This is a genomic window from Actinomycetota bacterium (assembly GCA_030019255.1).
Classification (GTDB): Bacteria; Actinomycetota; Geothermincolia; order Geothermincolales; family RBG-13-55-18; genus Solincola_A.
The window spans coordinates 84,206-106,589 of record JASEFK010000005.1 but is presented as its reverse complement, the minus strand read 5'-3'; the positions used below and the strand labels follow the sequence as shown (position 1 = coordinate 106,589).

Annotated in this window: 15 protein-coding genes and 1 riboswitch; of the genes, 9 read left to right on the top strand and 6 right to left on the bottom strand. The window is 64.9% G+C overall.

Annotated features, from left to right (window positions below; translation table 11 throughout):
* Both QME84_05935 and QME84_05930 read right to left on the bottom strand, forming a co-directional pair.
* Window positions 1-639 (bottom strand): class I SAM-dependent methyltransferase, encoded by a 639-nt coding sequence (locus QME84_05935; GenBank protein ID MDI6873805.1) that lies wholly within the window; start codon window positions 637-639, stop codon window positions 1-3.
* A 56-nt stretch (window positions 640-695) separates the two neighbouring features.
* Window positions 696-1,433, bottom strand: a complete 738-nt coding sequence (locus QME84_05930; GenBank protein ID MDI6873804.1) for an acyltransferase — start codon at window positions 1,431-1,433, stop codon at window positions 696-698.
* Between the two features lie 391 nt (window positions 1,434-1,824).
* Between QME84_05930 and QME84_05925 the strand changes: the two genes are divergently transcribed.
* The 9 genes from QME84_05925 (at window position 1,825) to rfbD (ending at window position 17,593) form a co-directional block, all read left to right on the top strand.
* A complete protein-coding gene (locus QME84_05925) occupies window positions 1,825-3,921 on the top strand; it encodes a hypothetical protein (GenBank protein MDI6873803.1) in 2,097 nt (698 codons plus the stop codon).
* A 140-nt stretch (window positions 3,922-4,061) separates the two neighbouring features.
* Window positions 4,062-5,798 (top strand): oligosaccharide flippase family protein, encoded by a 1,737-nt coding sequence (locus QME84_05920; GenBank protein ID MDI6873802.1) that lies wholly within the window; start codon window positions 4,062-4,064, stop codon window positions 5,796-5,798.
* 342 nt (window positions 5,799-6,140) lie between these two features.
* The gene (locus QME84_05915) at window positions 6,141-7,193 is read left to right on the top strand and encodes an alpha/beta fold hydrolase (GenBank protein MDI6873801.1); all 1,053 of its coding nucleotides are present in this window, start codon (window positions 6,141-6,143) and stop codon (window positions 7,191-7,193) included.
* Window positions 7,194-7,331: 138 nt separating this feature from the next.
* The gene (locus QME84_05910; GenBank protein ID MDI6873800.1) at window positions 7,332-8,759 is read left to right on the top strand and encodes a methyltransferase domain-containing protein; all 1,428 of its coding nucleotides are present in this window, start codon (window positions 7,332-7,334) and stop codon (window positions 8,757-8,759) included.
* 4 nt (window positions 8,760-8,763) lie between these two features.
* Window positions 8,764-9,909 carry a glycosyltransferase family 1 protein gene (locus tag QME84_05905; protein MDI6873799.1) on the top strand — a complete coding sequence of 382 codons (1,146 nt, stop codon included), beginning with the start codon at window positions 8,764-8,766 and terminating at the stop codon, window positions 9,907-9,909.
* Window positions 9,910-9,963: 54 nt separating this feature from the next.
* Window positions 9,964-11,568 (top strand): O-antigen ligase family protein, encoded by a 1,605-nt coding sequence (locus QME84_05900; GenBank protein ID MDI6873798.1) that lies wholly within the window; start codon window positions 9,964-9,966, stop codon window positions 11,566-11,568.
* A gap of 396 nt (window positions 11,569-11,964) precedes the next feature.
* A riboswitch (cyclic di-GMP riboswitch) is annotated at window positions 11,965-12,048 on the top strand.
* 251 nt (window positions 12,049-12,299) lie between these two features.
* Window positions 12,300-15,695 (top strand): SdrD B-like domain-containing protein, encoded by a 3,396-nt coding sequence (locus QME84_05895; GenBank protein ID MDI6873797.1) that lies wholly within the window; start codon window positions 12,300-12,302, stop codon window positions 15,693-15,695.
* A 364-nt stretch (window positions 15,696-16,059) separates the two neighbouring features.
* Complete coding sequence (locus tag QME84_05890) at window positions 16,060-16,521, top strand: dTDP-4-dehydrorhamnose 3,5-epimerase family protein (protein ID MDI6873796.1); 462 nt, start codon at window positions 16,060-16,062, stop codon at window positions 16,519-16,521.
* 211 nt (window positions 16,522-16,732) lie between these two features.
* Window positions 16,733-17,593: a dTDP-4-dehydrorhamnose reductase gene (rfbD, locus tag QME84_05885; GenBank protein MDI6873795.1), complete on the top strand. Its 861-nt coding sequence runs from the start codon at window positions 16,733-16,735 to the stop codon at window positions 17,591-17,593.
* A 21-nt stretch (window positions 17,594-17,614) separates the two neighbouring features.
* Here the strand turns inward: rfbD and QME84_05880 are convergent, their stop codons facing one another.
* The 4 genes from QME84_05880 to QME84_05865 all read right to left on the bottom strand — a co-directional run bounded on the left by QME84_05880 (window position 17,615) and on the right by QME84_05865 (window position 22,066).
* Window positions 17,615-19,288 (bottom strand): serine/threonine-protein kinase, encoded by a 1,674-nt coding sequence (locus QME84_05880; protein ID MDI6873794.1) that lies wholly within the window; start codon window positions 19,286-19,288, stop codon window positions 17,615-17,617.
* Window positions 19,289-19,644: 356 nt separating this feature from the next.
* Window positions 19,645-19,965, bottom strand: coding sequence for an FHA domain-containing protein (locus QME84_05875; GenBank protein ID MDI6873793.1), 321 nt, complete (start codon window positions 19,963-19,965; stop codon window positions 19,645-19,647).
* Window positions 19,966-20,482: 517 nt separating this feature from the next.
* A complete protein-coding gene (locus tag QME84_05870) occupies window positions 20,483-20,890 on the bottom strand; it encodes an NIL domain-containing protein (protein MDI6873792.1) in 408 nt (135 codons plus the stop codon).
* A complete protein-coding gene (locus QME84_05865) occupies window positions 20,891-22,066 on the bottom strand; it encodes a homocysteine biosynthesis protein (protein MDI6873791.1) in 1,176 nt (391 codons plus the stop codon).
* Between the last annotated feature and the right edge of the window lie 318 nt (window positions 22,067-22,384).

The window sequence follows — 22,384 nt, the reverse complement described above, 5'->3', positions numbered from 1 at the left end:
TCACTCCTTGACGGCGGAAAGGAAGAGGCTGCGCCCCCGCTCCCGGAACCAGGGCAGGCGACGGAAGAGCCGGTAGAGGGGCACCCCCACCGCTACGCTCACCCGGTCCCGCAGCAGGTGAGGGAAAACGGTGAAGGAGGCCGTGACCCGGAACCCGCAGCCCCTCACCGCTTCCTCCAGCTCCGCCCGGTCGTAGAGGCGGACGTGGCCGGGGTCCTCGAAGATGCGCGGGCTGGGGTAGACCCGGTTGGGAGTACAGACCACCATTATCCCGCCCGGCCGTAGGACCCTCTTCCATTCGAGCAAGGCTCCCCGCAGATCCTCCAGGTGCTCCACCAGGTGGTGGCTCACCAGGCGGTCGAAGTGGGCGTCGGGGAAGGGGAGGCGCAAGGCGTCGGCGCAGAGTATCGTGCTGCGGGGCGCCGCGCGTTCCGCCAGTCTGACCGCCTCTTCAAGCAGGTCTACCCCCACAGCGCAGTGTCCCTTCCCCTCCAGGAAAGCCAGGAAGGCCCCTCCCCCGCAACCCACCTCCAGGATGCCGCTGTCCGGCTCGGGGCGCAGCAGCTCGTAGAGCAGCTCCGCCTCGACGCGGAAATCCCGGGTGGATTCCCGGTAGCGGTAGTATTCCTCGTCGTACACCCCGCTCCCGCCGCGCCTCCCCGTCCGGACCCCTGATGAGCGGGGGTCCCGACCCGTCACCTTTCCCGACGCTCCTTCCTCCGCTTCTTGAACTCGATGATGTAATCGAAGGGCGTGCCCGTGCGCAGCTCCATCCAGTCCCTCACCTTCACCCCCGATTCCCTCCAGTTCAGGAGATGGTCGAAGGGGGTGGAGGGGGCCCGGGCCACGTTGGGGTGGTCGTAATAGTTCTCCGGGTGGGCCAGGACGTCCGCCTGCCAGGCCAGGCCCAGTTCCTCGGAGGTGAACATCTGCACCGCCGGGACCCCACCCCAGACCGTGTGGTCCGGCACGTCCTTGGTCACCACCGATCCCGGGAGCACGCCACAGTGCTCGCCCACCGTCACCCCGGGCATGATGATGGAGCGCGCCCCGATGGCCGAGTTATAGCCGATGCGGGTGACCTGCACCCGCATGGGAAGGTCGACCACGGAGTTTACCGCCGCGTCGTGGGCGAAGATGATGGCCCCGTAGGCTATCTTGGCGTAGTCCTCGATTATCACGTGCTGGGGGGTGGTCATCTCTATCCACACCCCCAGGTCCACCCAGGCCTTCTCCGAGATCTGCACCCCCCGCTTGCGGAGCAGCCTGATGCGGGTGGCGTGGTCCGGGTGCCACATGGAGAGGATCATGAGCAGGCGGTAATCGAGGAAGGCCAGGAGGTCAAGCACCTTGTTGGTGATTTTTCCCGCCAGGAGGTTGCGCCCCAGGAAGAAATATCCCCGGGCCGCCTTCGTCCAAAGCTCCAGGTCCATGGCCACCGCTCCTTTCGCCGACCGCTTATCCCAACCTTATAAACAGACCCCGGTCCCCGAGGTTTCAGTCCCCGCCAAGAACGCCGCCAAAACCGATTATACGGTCATTATCGTCAATAAGCCCGCAATCATGAGCCCCGGAACCGCGCCCCATAATACGCCTAGTATACGGAGTCTATGCGGAACCCAAACGGAGCTCTTTCCCGTCGACATCACGCCAGGCCCTTCCGCCTTTGCCCCGGCCCGCGGGAAACCGTCCGTCGCACATTGCTATAATGAACCCGGATAAAGAAAGGGGCGTGGATACCGATATAACCACGTGTGGCCAGGCAGTCGGCGTGGGAAGCGGTTTTTTAAACCTGGAACGAGGCAGTAAGAGGAAGGCGAAGGGATGAAATTCAGGGACGTGGGTCTCGCGATACGCAAGCGGTGGTGGATGATCGCGGCCATCCTTCTTTTGGCCCTCCTGGTGGCAGCCATCGTCACCAAGGTGCAGAGCCCGGTCTACAAGGTAGAGATCGCCGTTTCCGCCACCGCCCCCATAAACCCCACCACCAAGCTCCCCGACGCCCTGACCCAAACCGCCTACGTGGCCCTCATGCCCTCCATCGCCAACTTCACCGAGGGCCTGGGGGTCGCGGAGGCGGTGAGCAAACGGCTCTCCCAAGAGGGCATCGAGATCGCCCCCGAGGAGCTGCTCAAGAAGGTGAGTGCCGTGCCGGAGGCTAACTCCACCTCGGTGAGGATCACCTTCACCGACGGGAGCCCCACGAGGGCGGCGGACATCGCCAACGCCTGGGGCGAGGTGCTGGTACTCAAGACCCTGCGCAGCGAGGCCAACGAGTTCTACGACGAGAGCTTCAAGACCCTGCTGCTCAACGGGAGCATGGTCTTCACTAACCGGGCGGTGCCCCCTCCCAAGCCCACCCAGCCCAAGCCCGCCGCCTACCTGGGCCTGGGCGCTTTCGTGGGGCTGCTCCTGGGAATCGGGCTGGCGGTGATCATAGAGTTCTTCGACCCGCATTTCCGCTCCCCCAGCGAGGCGGAGGAGCTACTGGGGCTGCCCGTCCTGGGGATAATCCCCCGGGTCAAGGGGGACCGGGCGCTGAAGCTCCTACCCACCTTCGGTGAGGGTTCCCCCATCTGGGAGGCTTACTCCGAACTGCGCTCGGGAATCCTCTTCACCCGCAAGGGCGAACCGCCCCGCTCCATCCTGGCCGTGCCGGCCATCCCCTTCGAGGCCGCACCGGCCGTGGCCGCCAACCTGGCGGCGAGCATCGCCTATACCGAGAGGGACACCCTGCTCATCGACTGCGACCTCCGCGAGGGAGCCCTCAGCCGACTACTCGACGCCCGGAACAGGCCCGGCCTGGCGGAGGCGCTCAAGGGCGACGGCGACCTCAAGAAGAACATCCGGGCCACCGGTATCGCCAATCTCTCCTTCCTCGCTTCGGGTGAAAGGTGCGAGAACTCCACCGACCTCCTCTCCCTGACCTCCTTCTCCGAGGGCCTGCGGGAACTGGAGGAGCTGTACGACAAGGTGGTGCTCTACGCGCCGCCGCTGGTGGGCTCCATGGACGGCGCGGTGGTGGCGGCCCAGGCCCAATCCTGCCTGGTGGTTATCGACGTGGGCCTGTGCACCCGGGTGGTGGCCGGGGAGGCCATGCACAACATGCGCCTGCTGGGAATCGTTCCCACCGGCGTGGCCCTGGCCAATTTCAAGGTGAGGGGAGGGGAAAAGGCGGAGCGCGCCAGGCCGGAGAGGGCCACCGCCCAGCCGTCCCCGCGCGGCGAGAGGAAGCTCCTCGCACGGGAGCCGCGGCTCGCGGCGGTAACGGGGGCCCGCGGGACGGCCCACCGACACAAGGAAACGGCGACAACCTCCATCCCCCAGCGGGAGGGCAGCGATCGGGTAACGGCGCGGGTATCCCCCGAAGCCACGCCGCAGGCCATTCCGGTGGAGGAACCCGGCGCGCCGAGCGAAAAGGTGCTGGAGGACTTCCGGCGCCTGGGCGAGACGGGCGCACCCATCCCCAGGAATTGGCTGCGCGCCCTGAACTCGGAAAAGGCGGACGTGAGGGAATCGGCTTCCGCAGCCATCACCGCCTATTACCACGCCTTCCTCCGCCGTTACCGAATCGGCGAGGAGGATACGGTAAGGATCACGGAGTCCATCATCCGCATGATGAGGCGAGAGGGGGAATTCGCCCACATGAACGAGGCGGAGGCCCGGCGCCACCTCCAGGAAATGCTCCTCGCGGCGGGAGCCAGCTTTTCCGACGGCGGGTTGTCCACCTCCGCCCCGTCCGGGGAACTGTCCGCTGCCCCTAAAGCCGCGGCGGAACCTCCCGGGGAGCCGAAACGGAAGGAGAAGAGGCGCCTGCGGCTGCAGCGCGAAAGGGAGCAAGCAGAGGACAGGGCGGAGCAGGAAATGGCCGGAGATGACCGGGGAGGAAAGGAAACCGGGGAGGAGGTCGACTGGGAATAGGGGCGGCGGCGCAGCTGGAGGCCCGGTAATCCCGCGGCGGGAAGAACCCGCAGGAGACGAGGAAAAGGCGGCAGGGGGGCGGGCCTTTTTCCTTCCCCGCGAGCGGGGAAGGAGGATGGAGAGGCCGGGAAAGAGGGGGCATGGAAAGGGTCGGCAAGCTCACCAAGAACACGGCGGCCCTGGTGGGGGCCCGGGTGGTCACCTCGGGACTCACCTTTCTCCTGGCCATCGTCATCAACCGCAACCTGGGGCCAGAGAAGGCGGGCATCTACAACTACGCCTTCGCCCTCTACACCATCTTCCAGGTCCTGCCGGACTTCGGTTTGGGAAATATTTCCATACGAGACATCTCCCAGGAACCCTCACGCATGCACCGCTACTTCGCCAACATCGTCTCCCTGCGCCTGCTGCTGGGGGCCCTGGCCTTCGCCCTGCTCATGCTGACCAACCTGGTGAGCCTGGCCGCGCAGGGTTCCGCGGCGGGAGGGGGGGAGAAATTCTGGGTGGTCTTCACCATCGCCTTCTGCCTCCTGGTCGAGCAGCCCCTTTCCAACTCCCTGGCCGAGAACTTCATCGCCATGGAGAGGCTGGTACTGGTGGCCGGCGTCTACCTGGTGATGGGCATTATGAAGGTGGCCCTTTCCATCTGGCTGGTGACCGCGGGTTTCCCCAACGTCCTGGTCCTCCTCATCCTGGTGTACCTGCTGACCTACGTGTACTCCATCCTGCACCTCTATCCCCTTTACCGGCGCCTGAGGCGCCGTCTGGCCGCCGCCGACGAGGGAGACCTGGCCGCGGCGGAGGCCCTCATACGTCTCGCCGAGCCCGGGGGCGAGGCGGCCACGGAGGCCCTGCTCACGGACTACGCCTACGCCGAGCTTCGGGAGGGCGCGGATGGCATCGAGGAGAATCGGAGTCAAGATGCCGGAACGGCGGCGGGGACGGAGGCCCATTCCCAGGGCCCGCCCCCGCAAGGGGAACCGGACTTCCGCCTGGGCTTCCTGGTGATGGAGCGGCCCCTGTGGCAGTATCTCCTTTCCGGCGCCTGGCCCCTGGCGGTGGTGGCGGCCGGGGTCACCGTCTACGCGGGCATGGACATACCCATACTCTCCTGGTTCCGCGGCGACGCCGAGGTGGGCCTCTACGGGGCGGCCGGGATGTTCGCCAAGGCCTTCGTCTTCCTCACCCTGGCCGTGAACATGGCGGTCCTGCCCGGCATATCAAGGGTGGGGGGAAAGCACCCCGAAAGGCTGGGTGGAATATGGGAGCACCTCCTGCGCTACGCCTGGCTGTCCATCGCCTTCCTGGCCGTGACCGTCCCCTTCCTGGCCCGTCCCGTGCTGGTGCTGCAGAAGCACGATTTCATCCGGGCATGGCACGCCACCTGGCTGACCATGGCGGCCATGAATTTCACCTTTATGACCGCCATCAGCTTCCCCTTCTTCGTGGTCATCAACCGCCAGCGGGAGCTGACCCGGGTGGTGCTGTTCTCCCTGGCCATCAAGGGGGCGCTGGATCTTGTGACCATCCCCCTCTGGGGATATACCGGCGCCGCGGCTACCGTCCTGGCCAGCGAGTTCCTGGTCTTCTGCATACTGGCGCGCATCCTCTCCCGGGACCTGCGCCATCCCCTGAACCCACTGCGCTTCGCCGCCCTGCCCCTTCTGATGCTGGCTTTCCTCTACGGAACCGGCTTCGCCCTCTATTTCGCCTTTGCTGCCTGGAGGGAGACCTTCCTGGCCTCCCTCCGGTATTCCCTGCTCATCTGCGCCACCCTCTCCGCCCTCTACCTGGGCCTCGGCACGGCCACGGGTGCCTTCAGCCGCAGGCGGCTTCAGGATCTGAACCGCCTGCTGACCGTCGAGGAGCAAGGATGAGCGGCTCAAGGACACCCGCCGCAGGTAAAGACGTGGGGGCGTCATCCCCGCACGACAGGTGGATTACAATAAGATTGAAGGGCCTAGTCGTTCCGCGGACAAAACCCGGAACGGGCGAGGTTCTTCGCACTGGAACGGTGAAGTCCGTCTCTGGAACTTTCTGGAACGAAAACCGCATCGCAATAAGGCAAACCCCGTAGGATGGGAATGCCGGGGAGAAAGGGAGAGCGAAAGAATGATTGGCGAGGTAAAATGCGGGGATGGGTGCTCGTCGGCCAAGGCCGCATCCCCCGGAACCAGTGACCCCGGAAAAGCACGGCCCGCAAAGGAAAGGCGGACCCCATGAAGGTAACCAGGCACCTGCGGGTTATCCTGCCCATCCTCCTCATCCTGGGAACGGCCCTTTTCAGCGGGGGCTGCGGATGCTCGGTGACCCGCATCATCGACCAGGCCACGGTCACCGTGCGCGGCCTGGCGGCGGCCAACGAGATCAACCAGAAAGCCAACCATGGATATGACGTCCGCCCGGCGCGTTCCAAGTGGATGGAGGCCCTTGACGCCTACAACCAGGGCGACTTCGCCCGCGCCGACCGCCTCATCGACGAGGTATACCACATACTCCCCACCCTGGAGCTGGTGGCGGAACGGGTGCACTACCCCAGCAGCGACGGGCTCACTGTCTCCGGTCTCCTCTTCCGGCCCCCGGACGGAGACGGACCCTGGCCCACGGTCATCGTCAACCATGCCGGCTTCGGGACCGCCGGCGATTTCACCGACGTGGCCCTGCTCATCCGCGACCGCGGATACTTGGTCTTCAACCCCGACTTCCGGGGAAGCGGCGAGTCCCAGGGGCGGCACGAGGGGGCCAAGGGGGAGGTGGACGACGTCATCGCCGCCCTGGACTACCTGGAATCCCGCGGCCTCGTCCTCGACGGGCGGGTGGGCATGTACGGCCAGAGCCACGGGGCGGCCGTATCCGTGCTGGCCGCGGAGAGGGACCCCCGCGTGCGGGCGGTGGTGGCTGAGGCGGGCTTCTACGACGCCGCGGACCTCTACTACAAGGCAAAGGAGTCTACGGACCCCGGCGTGCGGAGCCTTCTGGACCAGTTCGTGCCCATGGTGGGCGGTACCCCGGAGGAGGTTCCGGGCGAATACGCGGTGCGCTCCGCCCTCAACTACGTGGACACCATGCACGCCGCCACGCTCATCATCCACGGCGCGAAGGACCCCCTGTGCCCGGTGGAGCAGGCCTACCGGCTCTACGAGGCCCTGAAGGCGGCGGGGAAGACGGTGGAGCTCAAGATCTACCCGGAGGAGGCCCACTGCGTCAACGACCCGGCGGGAAGGCTGGAGGTCTGGGAACTGATGTTCGCATGGTTCGAGAAGCACATGTAGCGGATGGGATAAAATGGAAAGGAACACCGGTGATGCGCACGTTGACCGCCGAAACACCAGTCCGCCGGCGGCGTAGGCCGATGCGTACGGAAAGGACCGCCGGGTATCCAGAGAAAATAGAGGAGGAGGACGCAACAGGTGACCAAGGATCAACCGCGACGTCCCGCTCCCGTCTCCCCGGACCTCTACACCCGTGAATATTTCACCACCGACTGCGAGGGATACCATCTCCTCGCCGAGGGCCCGGAAGGGATTCCCGACCGCATAAGGGAGGCCCTCCGCCTGGCCGGCGACCTCTCCGGACGGTGGATCCTGGACATCGGCTGCGGACGGGGGGAGCTGGTCTGCGAAGCGGCCCGCCGGGGTGCCATGGCGGTGGGGATAGACTACGCCCCGGCGGCCATCGAGCTCTCCCTGGAACGCCGCTCCCTGCTGGACGAGGAGGCCCGCCGTAGGGCGGAGTTCCGCCTAGCCGACGCCAAGGGGCTGGATTTCCCGGACGGCTCCTTCGACGTGGTCTTCTTCATCGACGTCTACGAACACCTCTATCCCTACGAGATAGAGCAGACCCTCAGCGAGGTGAGGCGGGTACTTCGCCCGGGCGGAAGTTTCATCGTCCATACCGGACCCAATACTTGGTTCTACCGCTTCGGGTATCCGCTGGTGCGCTCCGTGGCCCGCCTCCTCCTGCGCAAGGAGCTGCCGGAGAGCCTGCGCGGCCAGTACGACGACGTAATGCACGTAAACGAGCAGAGCCCCTGGAGCCTTTACCGCGGCCTCACCGGGGCCGGTTTTCGGGCCTCCGTCTTACCCCGCAGCTTCTTCGTGGGCATCCGTCCCAATCGCTGGGAAAAGATGGCAATGAGGGTCCTCTTCGCCCGGCCGCAGGGATACGTTTTCTGTACCAGCCTCCTGGCCGTGGCCCGGCCCCGGCTACGGGGAAGGGAGGCGGAGGTCAGGGTGGGCAGGGTGTCCGCCATGCTCCATCCTTCACGCGGGGGACGCGTCCTCCTGGTGGGCGAGGGCGAGGGCAAGCTGGCGCGCCTTCTCTCCGGGCTGGCAGAGACCGAGGTGACCTGGGCGGACACCGCGGCGGGTGCCGCGGAGGCGGACCGGGACCTGGAATCCTCCCCGGGCATAACGCGACTTGGGGCGGACCCCGCCGCCCTCCCCTTCCCCTCCGAACACTTCGATGCCCTGGCCGCTCAATTCACCCTGGACCGGGTGGAGGATGCCGAGGAGGCCTTGGGGGAATGGCGGAGGGTACTCAGGCCGGGCGGGAGCTTGGTTCTCGCCGCCCGCAACGCCCTCTTCGAGGGGTTCGAGCCCCGTCCCAGCACTCCCTCACGGCGTGCTTTCACCCCCGCCTCCCTCCGGGCCCTCGTTGAGGGACAGGGGTTCCGGGTAAGCGAAGTGATCACCCTCTTTCCAGATCTCAAGCTTCCCGCCCTCTACCGCGGCGACCTGGGCTTTTTCCTTATCCTGGAAAGACTGCCCCGCTTGCGGGAGAAAGGGCGGATCATCCTATTGCGGGCGATCAGGGACGAACGGGAAGCCGGGGGTTGAGGACATGCGCGTGGGCATCGACGCCCGGGGCCTGGGGAACATCAACCGCTGGCGGGGCATAGGGCGCTACACCGCCCGCCTGGTGGAGGCCCTAGTGCGAAACGCGGAAAGGGACATGGAGTTCGTCCTCTTCGGCTATGGTGATGGCCCCAACAGGGACCTGCTGGACGCCGGGACGGCGCGGTGCGCGGAATGGGTGAGCGTGCCCTTACTGGGAAAATATTCCTACCCGGGGATGGTCGCCGAGCACCTCCTCTTCGCCCGGCGGGTGGCCGCCTCCGGGGTGGAGGTCTTCCACGGCATCGACCACAACCTGAGCCCCTTCCTTCCCTGCCCCAGCCTGGTCACCGTGCACGACCTCGTCCTCCTGGTCCTGCGCGGTCCTTACCTGGGCCCCACCGCCTGGGCCTGGATGCGCTTCCACCGCGCCGCCGCCCGCCGCGCCCGTTTCGTGGTGGCCGTCTCCGAGAACACGGCCCGGGACGTGGAGCGTATCTGGGGTATACCCCGCGGGCGCATCGCGGTGGTCCCCGAGGGCGTAACCCCCGAGTACCGGCCCCCGGGGGACCGCGGGACCGTGGAGCGGACGCTTTCCCGTTACGGCATCCGTCAACCCTACTTCCTCTACCTGGGAGGTTTCGACCCCCGCAAGAACCTGCGCAACCTCCTCCTGGGCTTCAAGCGCTTCCTCTTCTCCACAAGCGAGGACGTCCTCCTGGTCATGGCCGGCGACCGGCACGGCTTCGAGGGCTACCTGGACGACGAGGTGGAGGAGCTGGGCCTGGAGGGACGGGTGCTCTTCACCGACTTCGTGCCCGAGGAGGACCTCCCCGCCCTCTACGGGGGGGCCACGCTCTTCGTCTGTGTCTCCCTCTACGAGGGCTTCGGCCTTCCCCTCCTGGAGGCCATGGCCTGCGGCACCCCGGTCCTGGCCTCCCACGTCTCTTCCATCCCCGAGGTGGTGGGAGAGGCGGGCATCCTGGTGGATCCCCTGGACCCCGAGGAGATAGCCGCGGGCATGAGGAAGCTTTGGGAAGAGGCGGACCTGAGGGCTGAACTGGCCACCCGGGGAAGGGAGAGGGCCGCCTCCTTCACCTGGGATGCAGCCGCCCGCAGGATACTGGACCTTTACCGCCAAGCGAGGAGTTGAGGGCATGGACGGACGGAGAGGACACGGGGCGGAAGGAGGGCGACGGTGGCCGTGATGAAGGCCGTCTCCCGGGACGGAAAAATGCGGGGCCTCTCCACCTCCCGCAAGACGGCGGTAATCCTGTCCGCCGTAGCCCTGTGCGGGCTCTTGGCCGGCCTCATCTCCACCCAGCTCCCGGTAAAGATCACCCTCTTCCTGGCCACCGGCGCCATCCTCCTGGTGGTCATCTACCAGTGGCTGTGGCTGGGGGTGGCCATCTTCATCTTCTTCAACCTCACCCTTCCCCAGGCCGGGCCCACCTGGAACCTGGGCATCCAGGTGGCCATGGTGGGGGAGACGCGGGGGATACACTTCAACATCCACGAGATCGTCATGGCCCTCACCTTCGTGGCCTGGGTCATCAAGGCCGCCAACGGCAAGGCGGAATGGAAGGCCCGCAGTCCCATCACCATCGCCATCGTCGCCTATGTCCTTACCTCCATCCTGGCCTGCTTCGTGGGCTTCCTGCACGACGCCAACGGCCTGGTCATGGCCTTCCGCTTCGTGCGCACCGTCATCTTCGCCTACGTCTTCTTCGTGGTCGTCAACATCGTGAGGACTCGCCTGGCCTTCCGCAACCTGGTCATCCTAATGCTGGTCTGCTTCACCCTGGTAGCCCTATTCGGCCTGGTGCAGAAGGCCATCGGCCAGACCAAGACGGAATGGGTCGCCCAGCACGTGCTCGGCAAGCTGGGTTATCCCGAATCGGTGAACTACGTGGCCGGGGAGAGCGAAGCCCAGGCCTACCGCATCAACTCCACCTTCCTGCACCCCAACGTCCTGGGCGGTTACCTCATATTCGCCCTTCCCTTCTTCGTGAGCCTCCTCAGCCCGGCCTGGAAGGGACGCCGCTACTTCCTCTGGTCCCTACTCCTGGCCGGCATGGGCATCAACATGGCCGCCCTCTTCCTCACCGGGTCGCGCGCCGCCTGGGTGGCCGCCGGGGTTATCGCCGTACTCTACGGTCTCTTCGGGCTTTTCGATCGCCGGTTGTGGCTGACGGCGGCCACGGTGCTCCTGGTCCTGGCCCTCGTCTTCGTCATGCTCAACCCCCCGGAGTTCGTGAGGAAGCGCTTCTCCGGCCTCAGCGCCAAGGAGGCAGCCGAAGTGCGCATCTACACCTACAAGCTAGCCCTGGACTACTTCCTCGAACATCCTATCTTCGGCATCGGCATGGGCATGGAGGGACAGCGCATCATCGAGAACAACATCCGGCAGACCTGGGCGGCGGTGGAGAACGCCTTCCTCACCTACCTGGTGTCCCACGGGCTGGTGGGCTTCACCGCCTTCATCCTCCTCTTCGCCATCTACTGGGGCATACTCTTCCGTGCGCGGTCCCGCTCCCGGAGCGACCCCTTCATCTACTTCCACGCCGAGGCCTTCTTCCTGGGCATGGTGGGTTACGCGGTCTCCAACATGTTCGGAGCCTGGATCCTCTTCGCCATCCCCATGCTCACCCTGTTCTGGGTCTACCTGGCCATGGGAGGGGCGCTTTATAACATCTACCGGGAAGAGGTGGTGGAGGAAAAGGAGCCCCTGTTCCACAACCTCCCCGAGCTCCTGGCCGCCTCCCTGGTACCCGCGGAGAGGAACGGGGGTCGCCTGGCCGGCGCCTCGTGATACCCGTGTTTCGGAGGGCTTTTCCGCCCGGGAAACGCCCGGCCCCCTTTCCGCCACGCACGTGCACCCCTCGTGATACCGGTGCTTCGGATGCCTTTTCCGTCCCTGCCCGGAGGTGTTTCCCATACCACCCGCCCCGCACGTGGTCGGGTCCCATGATGCGGGACCACGCGGAGTAAGCACCTCCTGGCCCTTCCGGCGAACAGCCGCGACCCCTCGGCAGAGGACGCCTTCCGATAGCCTGCCGGAACCAAGGACGGCGTGTCGAGGTTTTTCCGGGATGAGGTGCCTAATTTCTGTAGACAGCAACCCGGAGAGAGGTAATGGTTTTATTTACCTCATCCTATGGGTATAATGTTTTGTGTTGAATAAGTAGTCCCGTTACGTCAGGAATACGGCGAGAGGGAAAGCTGTGATCCGCCATCCTTGACCTGGTCACCTGGGTGGCGGGGAGCGAGTGGTGAAACCGGCCCGATCGCACGGCGATCGGGCTTTGTATATCGGGTATCTTGGAGGCGGGATAGCAAAAAGGAGGAGGCAAACCCAGGGAGGGCTGGAAAAGGGGAAGGTTTTCCGGTCTGGGCCAGAACTCACTCGGCAAGGTCTTTCTGGTTTCCACCGTGCGGTTCTTCCTCCCCTGTTCCCATGCCGAAAGCCCTTCCATTGAAGGCTGTCCATTTCCAACTACCAAAGGTATCGATGGAAGGATTTTCAAGGTGGAGGTGAAGTAAATGAAGGGGTCGATAAAGGGACTGGTGCTCCTTTCCGTGTGTTTGCTGCTTATGGCCACCCTGCTCGGAGGCATAGTCACCGCACTGGCCGGCGGCGGCGAGGCGCCCGGGGAGTCCCAGACCTCCGCTGACATCTTGGACGCGGGAGGAACGGGGACCGCGGTCCTGGCGGAAGATGCCCCAGAGGGCATTCCCGCCGGCGGCGAACAGCCGATGGCGGTGGATTCCAATGCCGAAAAAGCGGATGGGCCCAATGATGGCGGGGGCACGGAGGGGACGGAAGCGTCTACCGTGTTGGAAAGCGCCCAGGCCTTGTGCTGTCCTTCGCCGCAGCCGGAGTGCGAAATCTGCGTGGTCAAGTTCCTGGACCTGGACGAGGACGGCATCAAGGACGATAATGAACCGGGCATGCCCGGGGTGACCTTCACCCTCGACGGCGGCGATCCCCGACAGACCAACGCGGACGGCTTGGTGTGCTATTCCGGCTTGGAACCGGGCACCTACGTGGTGAGCGAGACGGTGCCCGAGGGCTACCGGGCCACCACCCCCACCTCCTACGAGATCGAGCTATGCACCGGTGTGGCGGATCCCGGCATCCAATGCTGGGAGCCACCCTCCAGCGGGGAGACGGTCACCGTCTTCTTCGGCAACGTGCCCGTGGAGGTACCTTTTGGTTCCATCTCCGGGCACAAGTACGAGGACCGGGACGGGGACGGCGAGAAGGACCCGGACGAGCCCCCGCTCCCCGGGGTGACCGTCGAGCTGTGGAAGGACGGCGCGAAGATAGAGGAAACGGTCACCGGCGCAGGCGGCGGATATACCTTCCAAAACCTGGAACCCGGTGTCTACACGGTGAAGGAGGTCCTCTCCGAGTGCTGGGCGCCAACCAACCCCGCCGACGGCTCCCATGAGAACCTCCAGGTGGCAAGCGGTCAGGACATCACCGGTGTCGACTTCCTTAACCGGAGGGCCGAATGCCGAAAGGGCAAGGTGGAGGTCCTGGTCTTCGAGGACACCAACTGCAACGGCCAACTGGACGACGGCGACTCGTTGCATCCCCAGCCGGTGGTGATAGAGCTGTTCCACGACATGGACGGGATGCTGGTGCCCGCCGACAGCTGGGATGGCTCCTACCAGAAACCCACGGGCGCCGGTCCCTCCTGGTGGCCGGTATATCCTTACGGATGCGCGAGCTGGAAAGAGCTTCCATGCAACAACTATGATCTCTTCGGGAATCCGCTGGGAGAAAACCTTTACGGGCGCTACCAGGTCCACATGGTAGTCCCGGACGGATGGAAGCCCCTCACTATCGAATGGGCGGGAAGGACGTACACGGACACCTTCACCACCTTCGAGCTAAAGTGCTACTACTGCATACCTACATGCATCTGGCAGCAGGTGAAGTTCCTCATCGCGCCCCTCTTCCATATTTCCGGGCACAAGTACGAGGACCTGGATGGGGACGGTATACATGATGCCGGTGAACCCGCCGTTTCGGGAGTGACCATCGAGCTGTGGAAGGGCGAGGAGAAGGTGGCGGAGACGGTCACCGGCGAGGACGGGAGCTACCTCTTCGATGACCTGGAGGACGGGGTCTACACGGTGAAGGAAGTCCTGCCCGAGGAATGGTATCCCGTCTCTCCACCGGAGGGAATCCACGAGGGCGTCGAGGTGGGGTGCGGCTACAACGTGGAGGGCCTGGACTTCCTCAACCGCCGTTACCTCTCCATAACCGGTAGTAAGTGGGAGGACCTCGACCAGGACGGCGCCCGCGACGAGGGAGAACCCGCCGTTCCGGGAGTGACCATCGAGCTGTGGAAGGGCGAGGAGAAGGTGGCGGAGACGGTCACCGGCGAGGACGGGAGCTACTCCTTCACCGGCCTCCTTCCCGGCAATTACACGGTGAGGGAGGTCCTGCCCGAGGGATGGTTCCCCACCAACCCGGACGACGGCTCCCACGACGACTTCAACCTGGTCTACGGCCAGCCCCTCGAGGGCCTGGACTTCCACAACTGCCGTTACGGGAGCATCGAGGGCGTCAAGTTCCTGGACCTCGACCAGGACGGCATCTTGGACGAGGGCGAGGAGGGCCTGGATGGAGTTACCATCAAGCTCAATGGCGGATGGCGTACTGCGATCACTGCCGGCGGCGGCCTCTTCTCCTTCCCGAACCTGTCACCCGGCACCTACGTGGTGGCGGTGGACGAATCCAGCCTGCCGGGTTATTACCCCACGGGTCCCATCTCCATCGTGGTGGAGCTGGAGCCCGGGGAAACCGAGACCGTGTACTTCGGCAACGCCCCCTACGGCTCCATCACCGGCACCAAGTGGCTGGACGAGGACTGCGACGGGGTCTGGGATGAGAACGAGACCACCGTCATCCCCGGCATCACCATCGAGCTGTGGGCGGGTAGCCCGCCGGATGAGCTCCTGGACACCGCGGTAACCGGCGAGGACGGCTCCTACTCCTTCCCCGAGCTGGAGCCCGGAACCTACACCGTGGTGGAGAAGGGAACCGACGGGTACTTCTCCACCACCCCCGACTCGGTGTCCGTGAAGCTCTCTCCCGGCGAGGGCGCGGTGGTGAACTTCGGCAACTGCGTCTACGGTGTCATCGAGGGCTTCAAGTTCCAGGACCTGGATGGGGACGGCGTGCTGGACGAGGGCGAGACCGGCCTGCAGGGGGTCAAGATAACCCTCGAGGGCCTGGGCGACACGGAGGCCTTCGCCGAGACCTTCACCGGTGAGGACGGGACCTTCTCCTTCGACAACCTCCTGCCCGGAGAGTACGCGGTGAGCGAGACGGTGCCCGCCGGCCACTATGCCACCCTGCCCATCCGTATGGAGGTCTCCGTGGGTCCGGGCGAGGAGGCGACGGTGCTCTTCGCCAACGCCCCCTACGGGTCCATCGTGGGCTCCAAGTGGCTGGACGACGGAGACAGTGTCCTGGAGCCCGACCAGGACGACCCGGGACCGGGATTCACCATCACGCTGACCGGCGAGACCTTGGGCGGCGAGGAGGTCGAGATGCAGACGGTCACCAGTGAGGACGGGACCTTCTCCTTCCTCCTCCTGGAGGCCGGGAACTACACGGTGACCGAGGAGTTCGACCCTCAGAAGTACGCCGCCATCACCGATAAGAGCGTGGACGTGGAGCTGGCCCCCGGTGCCGAGGAGAACGTGGACTTCCTGAACGGCGTGATCATCGTGGGAGGGGAAGAGGTGACGCCTCCCATACAGCCTACTCCCCCTACGCCACCGGCCATCACCGGGGGGACCACCGCCCTTCCGGCCACCGGCATGGAGCAACTTCCCCTCCTGCTGGCCGCGGCGGCGCTTACGCTGCTGGGGCTGGTGCTGGTGGCCCTGGGCCTTCGCCGCCGCTTCCAGCAATAGGGCGAGAAAACGAGTAACGGCAAGTAACGAGGTAAAAGGCTCCCCTTCGGGGGAGCCTTTCCTCTCCCTTTCTCATAAGCATCCGCCCGCATTCCCTCCACGTCCCCTCCACCCGGCTGGAACTCGATGCGGTGATCGAAAATGACGAAGTGCTGCGGGCGTTCCCTTTATCCTATCGTGTTGGAAAAACACTGCGTTTCATCCCCAGGACTTCGATTCCCGGTCCGCCCGTCGAGAGTCGTCCCCTTGATCCCTGCCCCGGATACTTCATCACTTCACCGGCTCATGATCCGGCGGTTACCGTTCGCGGTTGTCTATGTTCCCCTTCTCCGCTAACCTTTACCCAGAAAGCGAGGTGATGGCCGTGGAGGAAAGGGTCGAGGGCATAGAGGGCGTGCTGGTCAAGCCACTGGTGCGCCACTGTGACGAAAGGGGTTATCTCCTGGAGGTGCTGCGCGACGACGACGGACTCCTGGAGCGCTTCGGGCAGACCACCTTCACCCTGACCTATCCCGGGGTCATCAAGGCCTTTCACTGGCACCGCAAGCAGCACGACCTGTGGTTCGTGGCCCAGGGAGAGGCGCGCGTGGTCCTGCACGACCTGCGCGAGGATTCGCCCACGCGAGGCCGCACCCAGGTCATCTACGCCGGGGAACACCAACCCCTGCTCATCGTCATCCCCCCGGGGGTGGCCCACGGCTACCAAGTCCTGGGAGAAAAGCCTGTGGGGCTCTTCTACCACACCACCCGTTCCTACGACCCCTCGGACCCGGACGAGGAGCGCATACCCTACGACGCCCTCTTCGACTGGGAGAGCGGGGACTGAGATTGAGAGGGGTGGAAAAAGCGGAAAACGCCCGACCCGGACAGGGGGGCCCGGGGAAGGGAAAGGACGACACGCGACGATACCCGGGAGGCAAGGTCGCATGAGAGGGGCGGCATGGCATGGGAACATGGGATAGACCGCCCCAACGAACCGAGGACACTCCCCATGGCGGGGAAGGCGGACGGCAACATGACGGCAGGAGGAGGCAGGCATGCGCGTAGTGATATGCGGGGCGGCCGGCCAGTTGGGAACCGACCTGGTGGAAGTCTTCCGGAGGGGAGGCGATGAGGTGCTTCCCTTCGACCTCGACCTGGACATCACGGATTATGACCTGGTCATGGAAAAGATTCCCTCCCTGCAGCCAGACCTGGTCATCAACGCCGCCGCCGACCTGGACGCCGACCGCGCCGAGCTGGACCCTGAACCCTCCCTGCGGGTCAACCTGACCGGGGCACAGAACCTGGTCCTGGCCTGCCTGGAGGCCGGTTGTCCCCTGGCCTTCATCAGCTCGGACTACGTCTTCGACGGGCGCAAGGGAGCCCCCTACACGGAGCTGGACGAACCCAACCCCCAGGGGGTGTACGGGAAGGCCAAGCTGGCCGCGGAGCGCTTTTTGGCCTCCACCCTGCCCCGCCATTATATCTTCCGCAGCCAGTGGCTCTTCGGCCGGGGAGGGAAGCGCAACTTCGTGAAGAGCATCCTGCGCAACGCCCGCGAGAAGGGGTTCCTTCGGGTGGTCACCGACGAGGTGGGTACCCCCACCTACACCGGCGACCTGGCGGAGATCATCCACCGCGTGTGCCGCTCGGGCCAGTACGGCCTCTATCATGCCACCAACCAGGGGGTTTGCTCTCGTTACGATTTCGCCAGGGAGATCGTGGAGATAGCGGGGTGGAAGGACGTGCCCGTGCAGCCCATCCGTTACGCGGACCTCAACCTTCCCTGTCCCCGCCCTCCTTATTCCCCCCTGGACAACCTCAACTTACGCTTGCGCGGTTTCCCTCTCGCCCGGCACTACCGGCAGCCCCTCGAGGAATATGTGGGATGGCTGCTCGAAAACGACGGGTTCTGAAGGTTATATACGTCGCGGGGGTCAGGCGACCTCCGACCTGAGGTGGGAGCATAGTACGTAAAACGCCAGGCTGCCGGCCAGCGCTACCCACAGGCCCCATCCGGTACCCGCCAGCACCTGGCCCAGCGAAAGTCCTGGCGTCCTCTGGTAACCCAGGCCGGCGAAGACCCGCAGGCCAAGGAAGGCCAGCGCGGCCAGGAAAGCCAGGAGGGACATGGCCCTCATGGCCTGCGCCCACTTCCCGGGCGAGACCATCCCCAGGACCAGCAGCGCGTCGCACCCGGCCACCAGGGTGGCCAGGCCGGAAAGCAGCATCCCCTCCGGGAAGGAGATGCCGGCCATGTTGCGTAAAGGGTTAAGGTCCCTGCCGATCCAGGGAAACAGGGTGGAGACCACCAGCACTGCGGCCAGGGCGGGGATATAGGCGGCCAGCCGCTTGGCCCTGCTTGACAGGACGAGACCCTCCGCGCCCAGGAATCCCCCTCGTGGAGTTTGCGCCTCCCGACCTCCGGCGGGAAAGGACGGTCTTCCGTGGGAGACCCTCACGCCTGGAGGATGGCCGGAAGCCCGTCCCCGAGGAGGCACGGTCCGGACGCCCGCCACTCCGTATACCGGGGAGGAGGCTGAAACCCTGGGGCGGGACACGGCGGCGTGGATTTCCGGCACCGACCGGTCCCCGGCTTCCGCCTCCGCCGGGCTGGGCTCCTCCCGGGGCTGCCCGGAGTAGATACGGGCGATGAGTTCCTTCCATTCCCTGTCCCGGCGGAAATCGTACCCTCCTCCCGCTGCCCCCTCTTCGATCTCCACCTCCATGGCCGCCTCAAGGTCCTTCCTCAGGGCCTGCTCCTTGTCGAAACCCTCTTCCTTCCCGGCCTCCATCCCCAGCTCCGAGCGCACCTCCATGAGGTCGGCCTTGAATTCCTCCATGCTCGGGTACCGCAGGGAGGGATCCTTCTGCAAGGCCTTGTGGACGGCATGCACCAGGCTGGGAGGCAGCCCTTCGACCACCTCGGAGAGGGATACCGGCTCCTCGGTGGCCACCTTGTAAATGATGGCGAAATCGTTTTCCGCGTCGAACGGCCGCCGCCCGGTGAGCATCTCGTAAATGGTGACTCCTAAGGCGAAGATGTCCACGCGGTGGTCGTACGGCTTCCCCTGGACGACCTCTGGCGCGATGTAATTGGGAGTGCCCATGATCACGTCGGTATGGGTGCGGTCGCTCATCCTTATCATCTTGGCGATGCCGAAGTCCGCGATCTTGATGTTCCCGTCCTGGAGGACGAAGATGTTGTCCGGCTTGACGTCGCGGTGGATGATGCCCTGGCGGTGGGCATAATCCAGGGCCTCGCAGATCATGGGCGCGATGCTCAGGACCTCGACGGCGGATAACCTGCGCTCCGCCAGTATCTCCCGCATGGTCTTGCCTTCCAGGTACTCCATGACGATGTACTGGCGGTCCCCGGAAAGGATGATGTCGTGTACGGTGAGTATGTGCGGGTGGGCGAGCCTGGCCGCCGCCTTGGCCTCCAGGCGGAACCTCTCCCTGACCTCGGCCTTCTCCTCCTCACTGAGATAGCCGGGCACGTTCAACTCCTTGAGGGCCACATCCCTTTCCAGGAGGTCGTCGTGGGCCAGGTAAACCCGACCCATGGCTCCCCGTCCGATTTCTCTTATGATGCGGTATCGGGCCTTCATTGCGCTCCACCCGGAATGTCCATGCATGATTCTTGCTTCCCGCCTGGGGATGCCATGGTCCTCACCCCCTTGCGCCATTATTCTATCGACACGTTACGCCTGGCACCTTAAAACCGGCAGTGGCAGCCTTTTCGGCAAGAAGCCTTGATCCCGCCGCTTCCCGCATGCCCGCCTCGTGGGGGCAGGTCGGCAAGCGTGGATTATACAATCCGGGGCCCAGCCCTTGCGGAAAGCTGCTTATTCCTTGCCGACAGGGGAGACAGGCTCGGCGAAGAAATTGGTGCCCCCGCGTTGCACACGGAAAACGGTCTTCGCCGATGTGGAGAGAAATCGCAGGCGAAAAGCGGACCCCGCCTTCAGGCCCGGAAGATGAGCTTCAGGGTTCCCATGTGGATCTCGTCCCCGTCGGCCAGAGGCCGGGGCTCGAAGGCCTCCAGCCGCTCTCCGTTGACATGGGTGTAATTGGTGGAGGCGAGATCCATGATGTAATAGCGGCCTCCTCCCAGGCGGGTGATCTTGGCGTGCCTCCTGGAAACCCCAGCATCCAGGGCCCCGAAGGGCGTAAGGTCGATGTCCGGGAAGGAGTGAGTGGCCGGATCCGCCCGCCCCAGGGTGTACTCGGATTTATCCTCCAGGCCGAAAACCCTGTCCGTCCCCTCTAGTTCCAGCCTTGCCATGCCATCCTTCCCCTCGTTATAAACCTGCCGCCGGCCCGGCCCATCTCCACCAGCGGGTCCATTCATGGCATCGGACCTTCTTTCAGGAATATTTATACTCTTGAGGGCGGACACGGTAAACCCTCCGGGCTCCGGAATCACACTCGACAAGGTAACCGAGAAACGAAAAAACCAGCATACGTTCCGCTTGCCTTCCCGGTAAAGGAAAACGCCAGGTTCCATCCTGCAATTCTCCATCCTCGACGGCCTTTGGCCATGAATCTTGCTTAAAACCCGACTTCCTCCGTTCCTCCAGCCCCATACCTGGAGAAAAACCAGGTTCACGGTCGCCCTTCCATGCGGATCTCACCCGCTTCCTCCCTTCAGGTTTCCCGGCCGTCAAGCCCACACGTCGGGCAAGATCCACGCTTTCCGAGGCATTCCCTCTTTGGACAAGAAAAGGGGGAGCCGGTTGAATGTTCCGGCTCCCCGGAGGATCAATCGCGTTTCCATGCCCGGCGATCACCCGGCCTGCAGCTCAATAATGGACTTCCATGGCCCGCGGGGGGCAGGCCTTGACGCAGAGCTCGCAGGCCACGCAGTCGTCATCCGAAAAGCGCACTTCCCAGGTATCCCGGTCCAAGCTCAGCGCTACCGTGGGGCAGACCGCAAGGCAGGCCCCGCAGTGGGTGCAACGCTCCTCGTTGCGCTTGATGTCCTGGGAGAGGGGCTGGATGTCCACCCCGCAGGAGCGCAGGTATTCCAGGCCCCGCTCGTAATCCGCCTCCTCCCCGGTCACCTCCAGGACCAGCAGGCCCTCCTCCCGGGGGGTGATGGAGGCCTTGAGGATGTTGAAGTCCAGGCCGTAGTCCCGGACCAGCTTGCTCACGATGGGCTTGTCCACCTGCTCGCGGGGAAAACGGAGAACTATCTTGTGCCGCACCATTCAGCCCACCCCCTTCTCCCTCGCCGCGCAGGGCAGAAGCTCCACCGGCTCGCTGAGCAGGAAGCGTCCCTGCCGTATCCATTCCTTCAAGGTCTCGGCGATTTCCCTCGCCCGGCTGTAACTGGAAAGGGGGGCGGTAGGCACCTCCTTTCCCTCCACCACGATGCGCCCGCTTTTCAGCTCCGCGTAGGTGACCTCGCCCAGCACCCGTCCCGTGCCCTGCGGGTAGTCCACGGAGTAATCCACCACCGGGGCCTTGAGGTCGGCGTCGCGCACCGCGGCGTGCCGCACCACCTCCTCGTCCAGCACCGGGATGGGTATGCCGATGCCCACCGCCAGGGTGGCCCCGTAGCCGAGCATGGAATAGCCGGTGAGGTAGCGGGGGTTCATCCCCCTGAGGTCGCCGATGACGGCGATGGTGCCCGCCGGCCTGGTGGGCGTCCCGTTGGCGGCGCGGGGGACGTCGGTGTTGTGCTGCGTTCCGTGCCAGGCCACGTATCCCACGCCCCCACCCAGGAAGATGCGGGTACCTATGCCAATGGTGCGGAACAGGGGGTCGTTGAGCAGCGGCGAGAGCTGGCCCGCGCTGCAATAGTTGGCGTTCCCCAGCTTGGGGCGCAACACCCCCATGTAGGTGTAGATGACCCGGTCGGACAGGTTAACGGCCACGTTGTAGTTCTGGTAGGCGTTGCGCGGGTTGAAGAGCCAGGCCTCCTTGACGTCGTCCAGGGTTATATCGCGCTCCCAGCGCCGGTTGGGATAGCAGTCCGTGCCGTAGGCCTCCGCCCTCAGGTGCACCTTGCGCCCCGCCACCAGGTCCTCGATGACGTGGCCGCCACCATAGCGGAACTCGCCGGGGAAGACCTCGTTCAGGGGGTCGTGCTCCGCCATCTCCGTGGCCCCGATGTAGATGTCCACGGCGGCCACGCCGCAGTACACCGGCACCTCGTTCAACCAGGCGCGCTGTATCTTGATGCGCGGCTGGGCGTGTCCCAGGTTGATGAAGGCCCCGGAGGAGCACATGGGCCCGAAGGTGCCCGTGGTCACCACGTCCACCGTGCGGGCCACCTCCTCCACGCCCTTCTCCTCCACCAGGTCGATGATCTCCTCGGCGGTGACCACCACCGCCTCGCCTTTCTTGATTCTCTCGTTAATCTCCGCTATGGTCTTGGCCATTCCTCCTTACCTCCCGTCTTGACGGACTTTCATTCCCGCGGGAGGCTGCGCATGATCCATACCAAGTCCACCACCACCTTTCGGTTTCAACCACCTTTGAGATCAGTCCCTTTCCCTTTCCGGTATGTATCGCGCTTTCTCCGTCCCTATCCCGTCACGCCCCGGTCCACCTTCCACGAACCGGCCGACTGAGAATCTTCCGCGGCCGCAACGGGGAACGGCGGCCCCTCTCCCCTCGCGGGTGCTTTCCTTCCACTTCCCAAGCGGGAAATGAAATACCGCCGGCGAAGGCGCACGGCGGTATTCACTACCGTATCA

Bases quoted from the DNA above. Each gene is read 5' to 3' on its own strand.
- QME84_05930 (MDI6873804.1), bottom strand. From the start codon at position 1,433: ATGGACCTGGAGCTTTGGACGAAGGCGGCCCGGGGATATTTCTTCCTG.
- QME84_05925 (MDI6873803.1), top strand. From the start codon at position 1,825: ATGAAATTCAGGGACGTGGGTCTCGCGATACGCAAGCGGTGGTGGATG.
- QME84_05920 (MDI6873802.1), top strand. From the start codon at position 4,062: ATGGAAAGGGTCGGCAAGCTCACCAAGAACACGGCGGCCCTGGTGGGG.
- QME84_05915 (MDI6873801.1), top strand. From the start codon at position 6,141: ATGAAGGTAACCAGGCACCTGCGGGTTATCCTGCCCATCCTCCTCATC.
- QME84_05905 (MDI6873799.1), top strand. From the start codon at position 8,764: ATGCGCGTGGGCATCGACGCCCGGGGCCTGGGGAACATCAACCGCTGG.
- QME84_05900 (MDI6873798.1), top strand. From the start codon at position 9,964: ATGAAGGCCGTCTCCCGGGACGGAAAAATGCGGGGCCTCTCCACCTCC.
- QME84_05895 (MDI6873797.1), top strand. From the start codon at position 12,300: ATGAAGGGGTCGATAAAGGGACTGGTGCTCCTTTCCGTGTGTTTGCTG.
- rfbD (MDI6873795.1), top strand. From the start codon at position 16,733: ATGCGCGTAGTGATATGCGGGGCGGCCGGCCAGTTGGGAACCGACCTG.
- QME84_05880 (MDI6873794.1), bottom strand. From the start codon at position 19,288: ATGAAGGCCCGATACCGCATCATAAGAGAAATCGGACGGGGAGCCATG.
- QME84_05875 (MDI6873793.1), bottom strand. From the start codon at position 19,965: ATGGCAAGGCTGGAACTAGAGGGGACGGACAGGGTTTTCGGCCTGGAG.
- QME84_05870 (MDI6873792.1), bottom strand. From the start codon at position 20,890: ATGGTGCGGCACAAGATAGTTCTCCGTTTTCCCCGCGAGCAGGTGGAC.
- QME84_05865 (MDI6873791.1), bottom strand. From the start codon at position 22,066: ATGGCCAAGACCATAGCGGAGATTAACGAGAGAATCAAGAAAGGCGAG.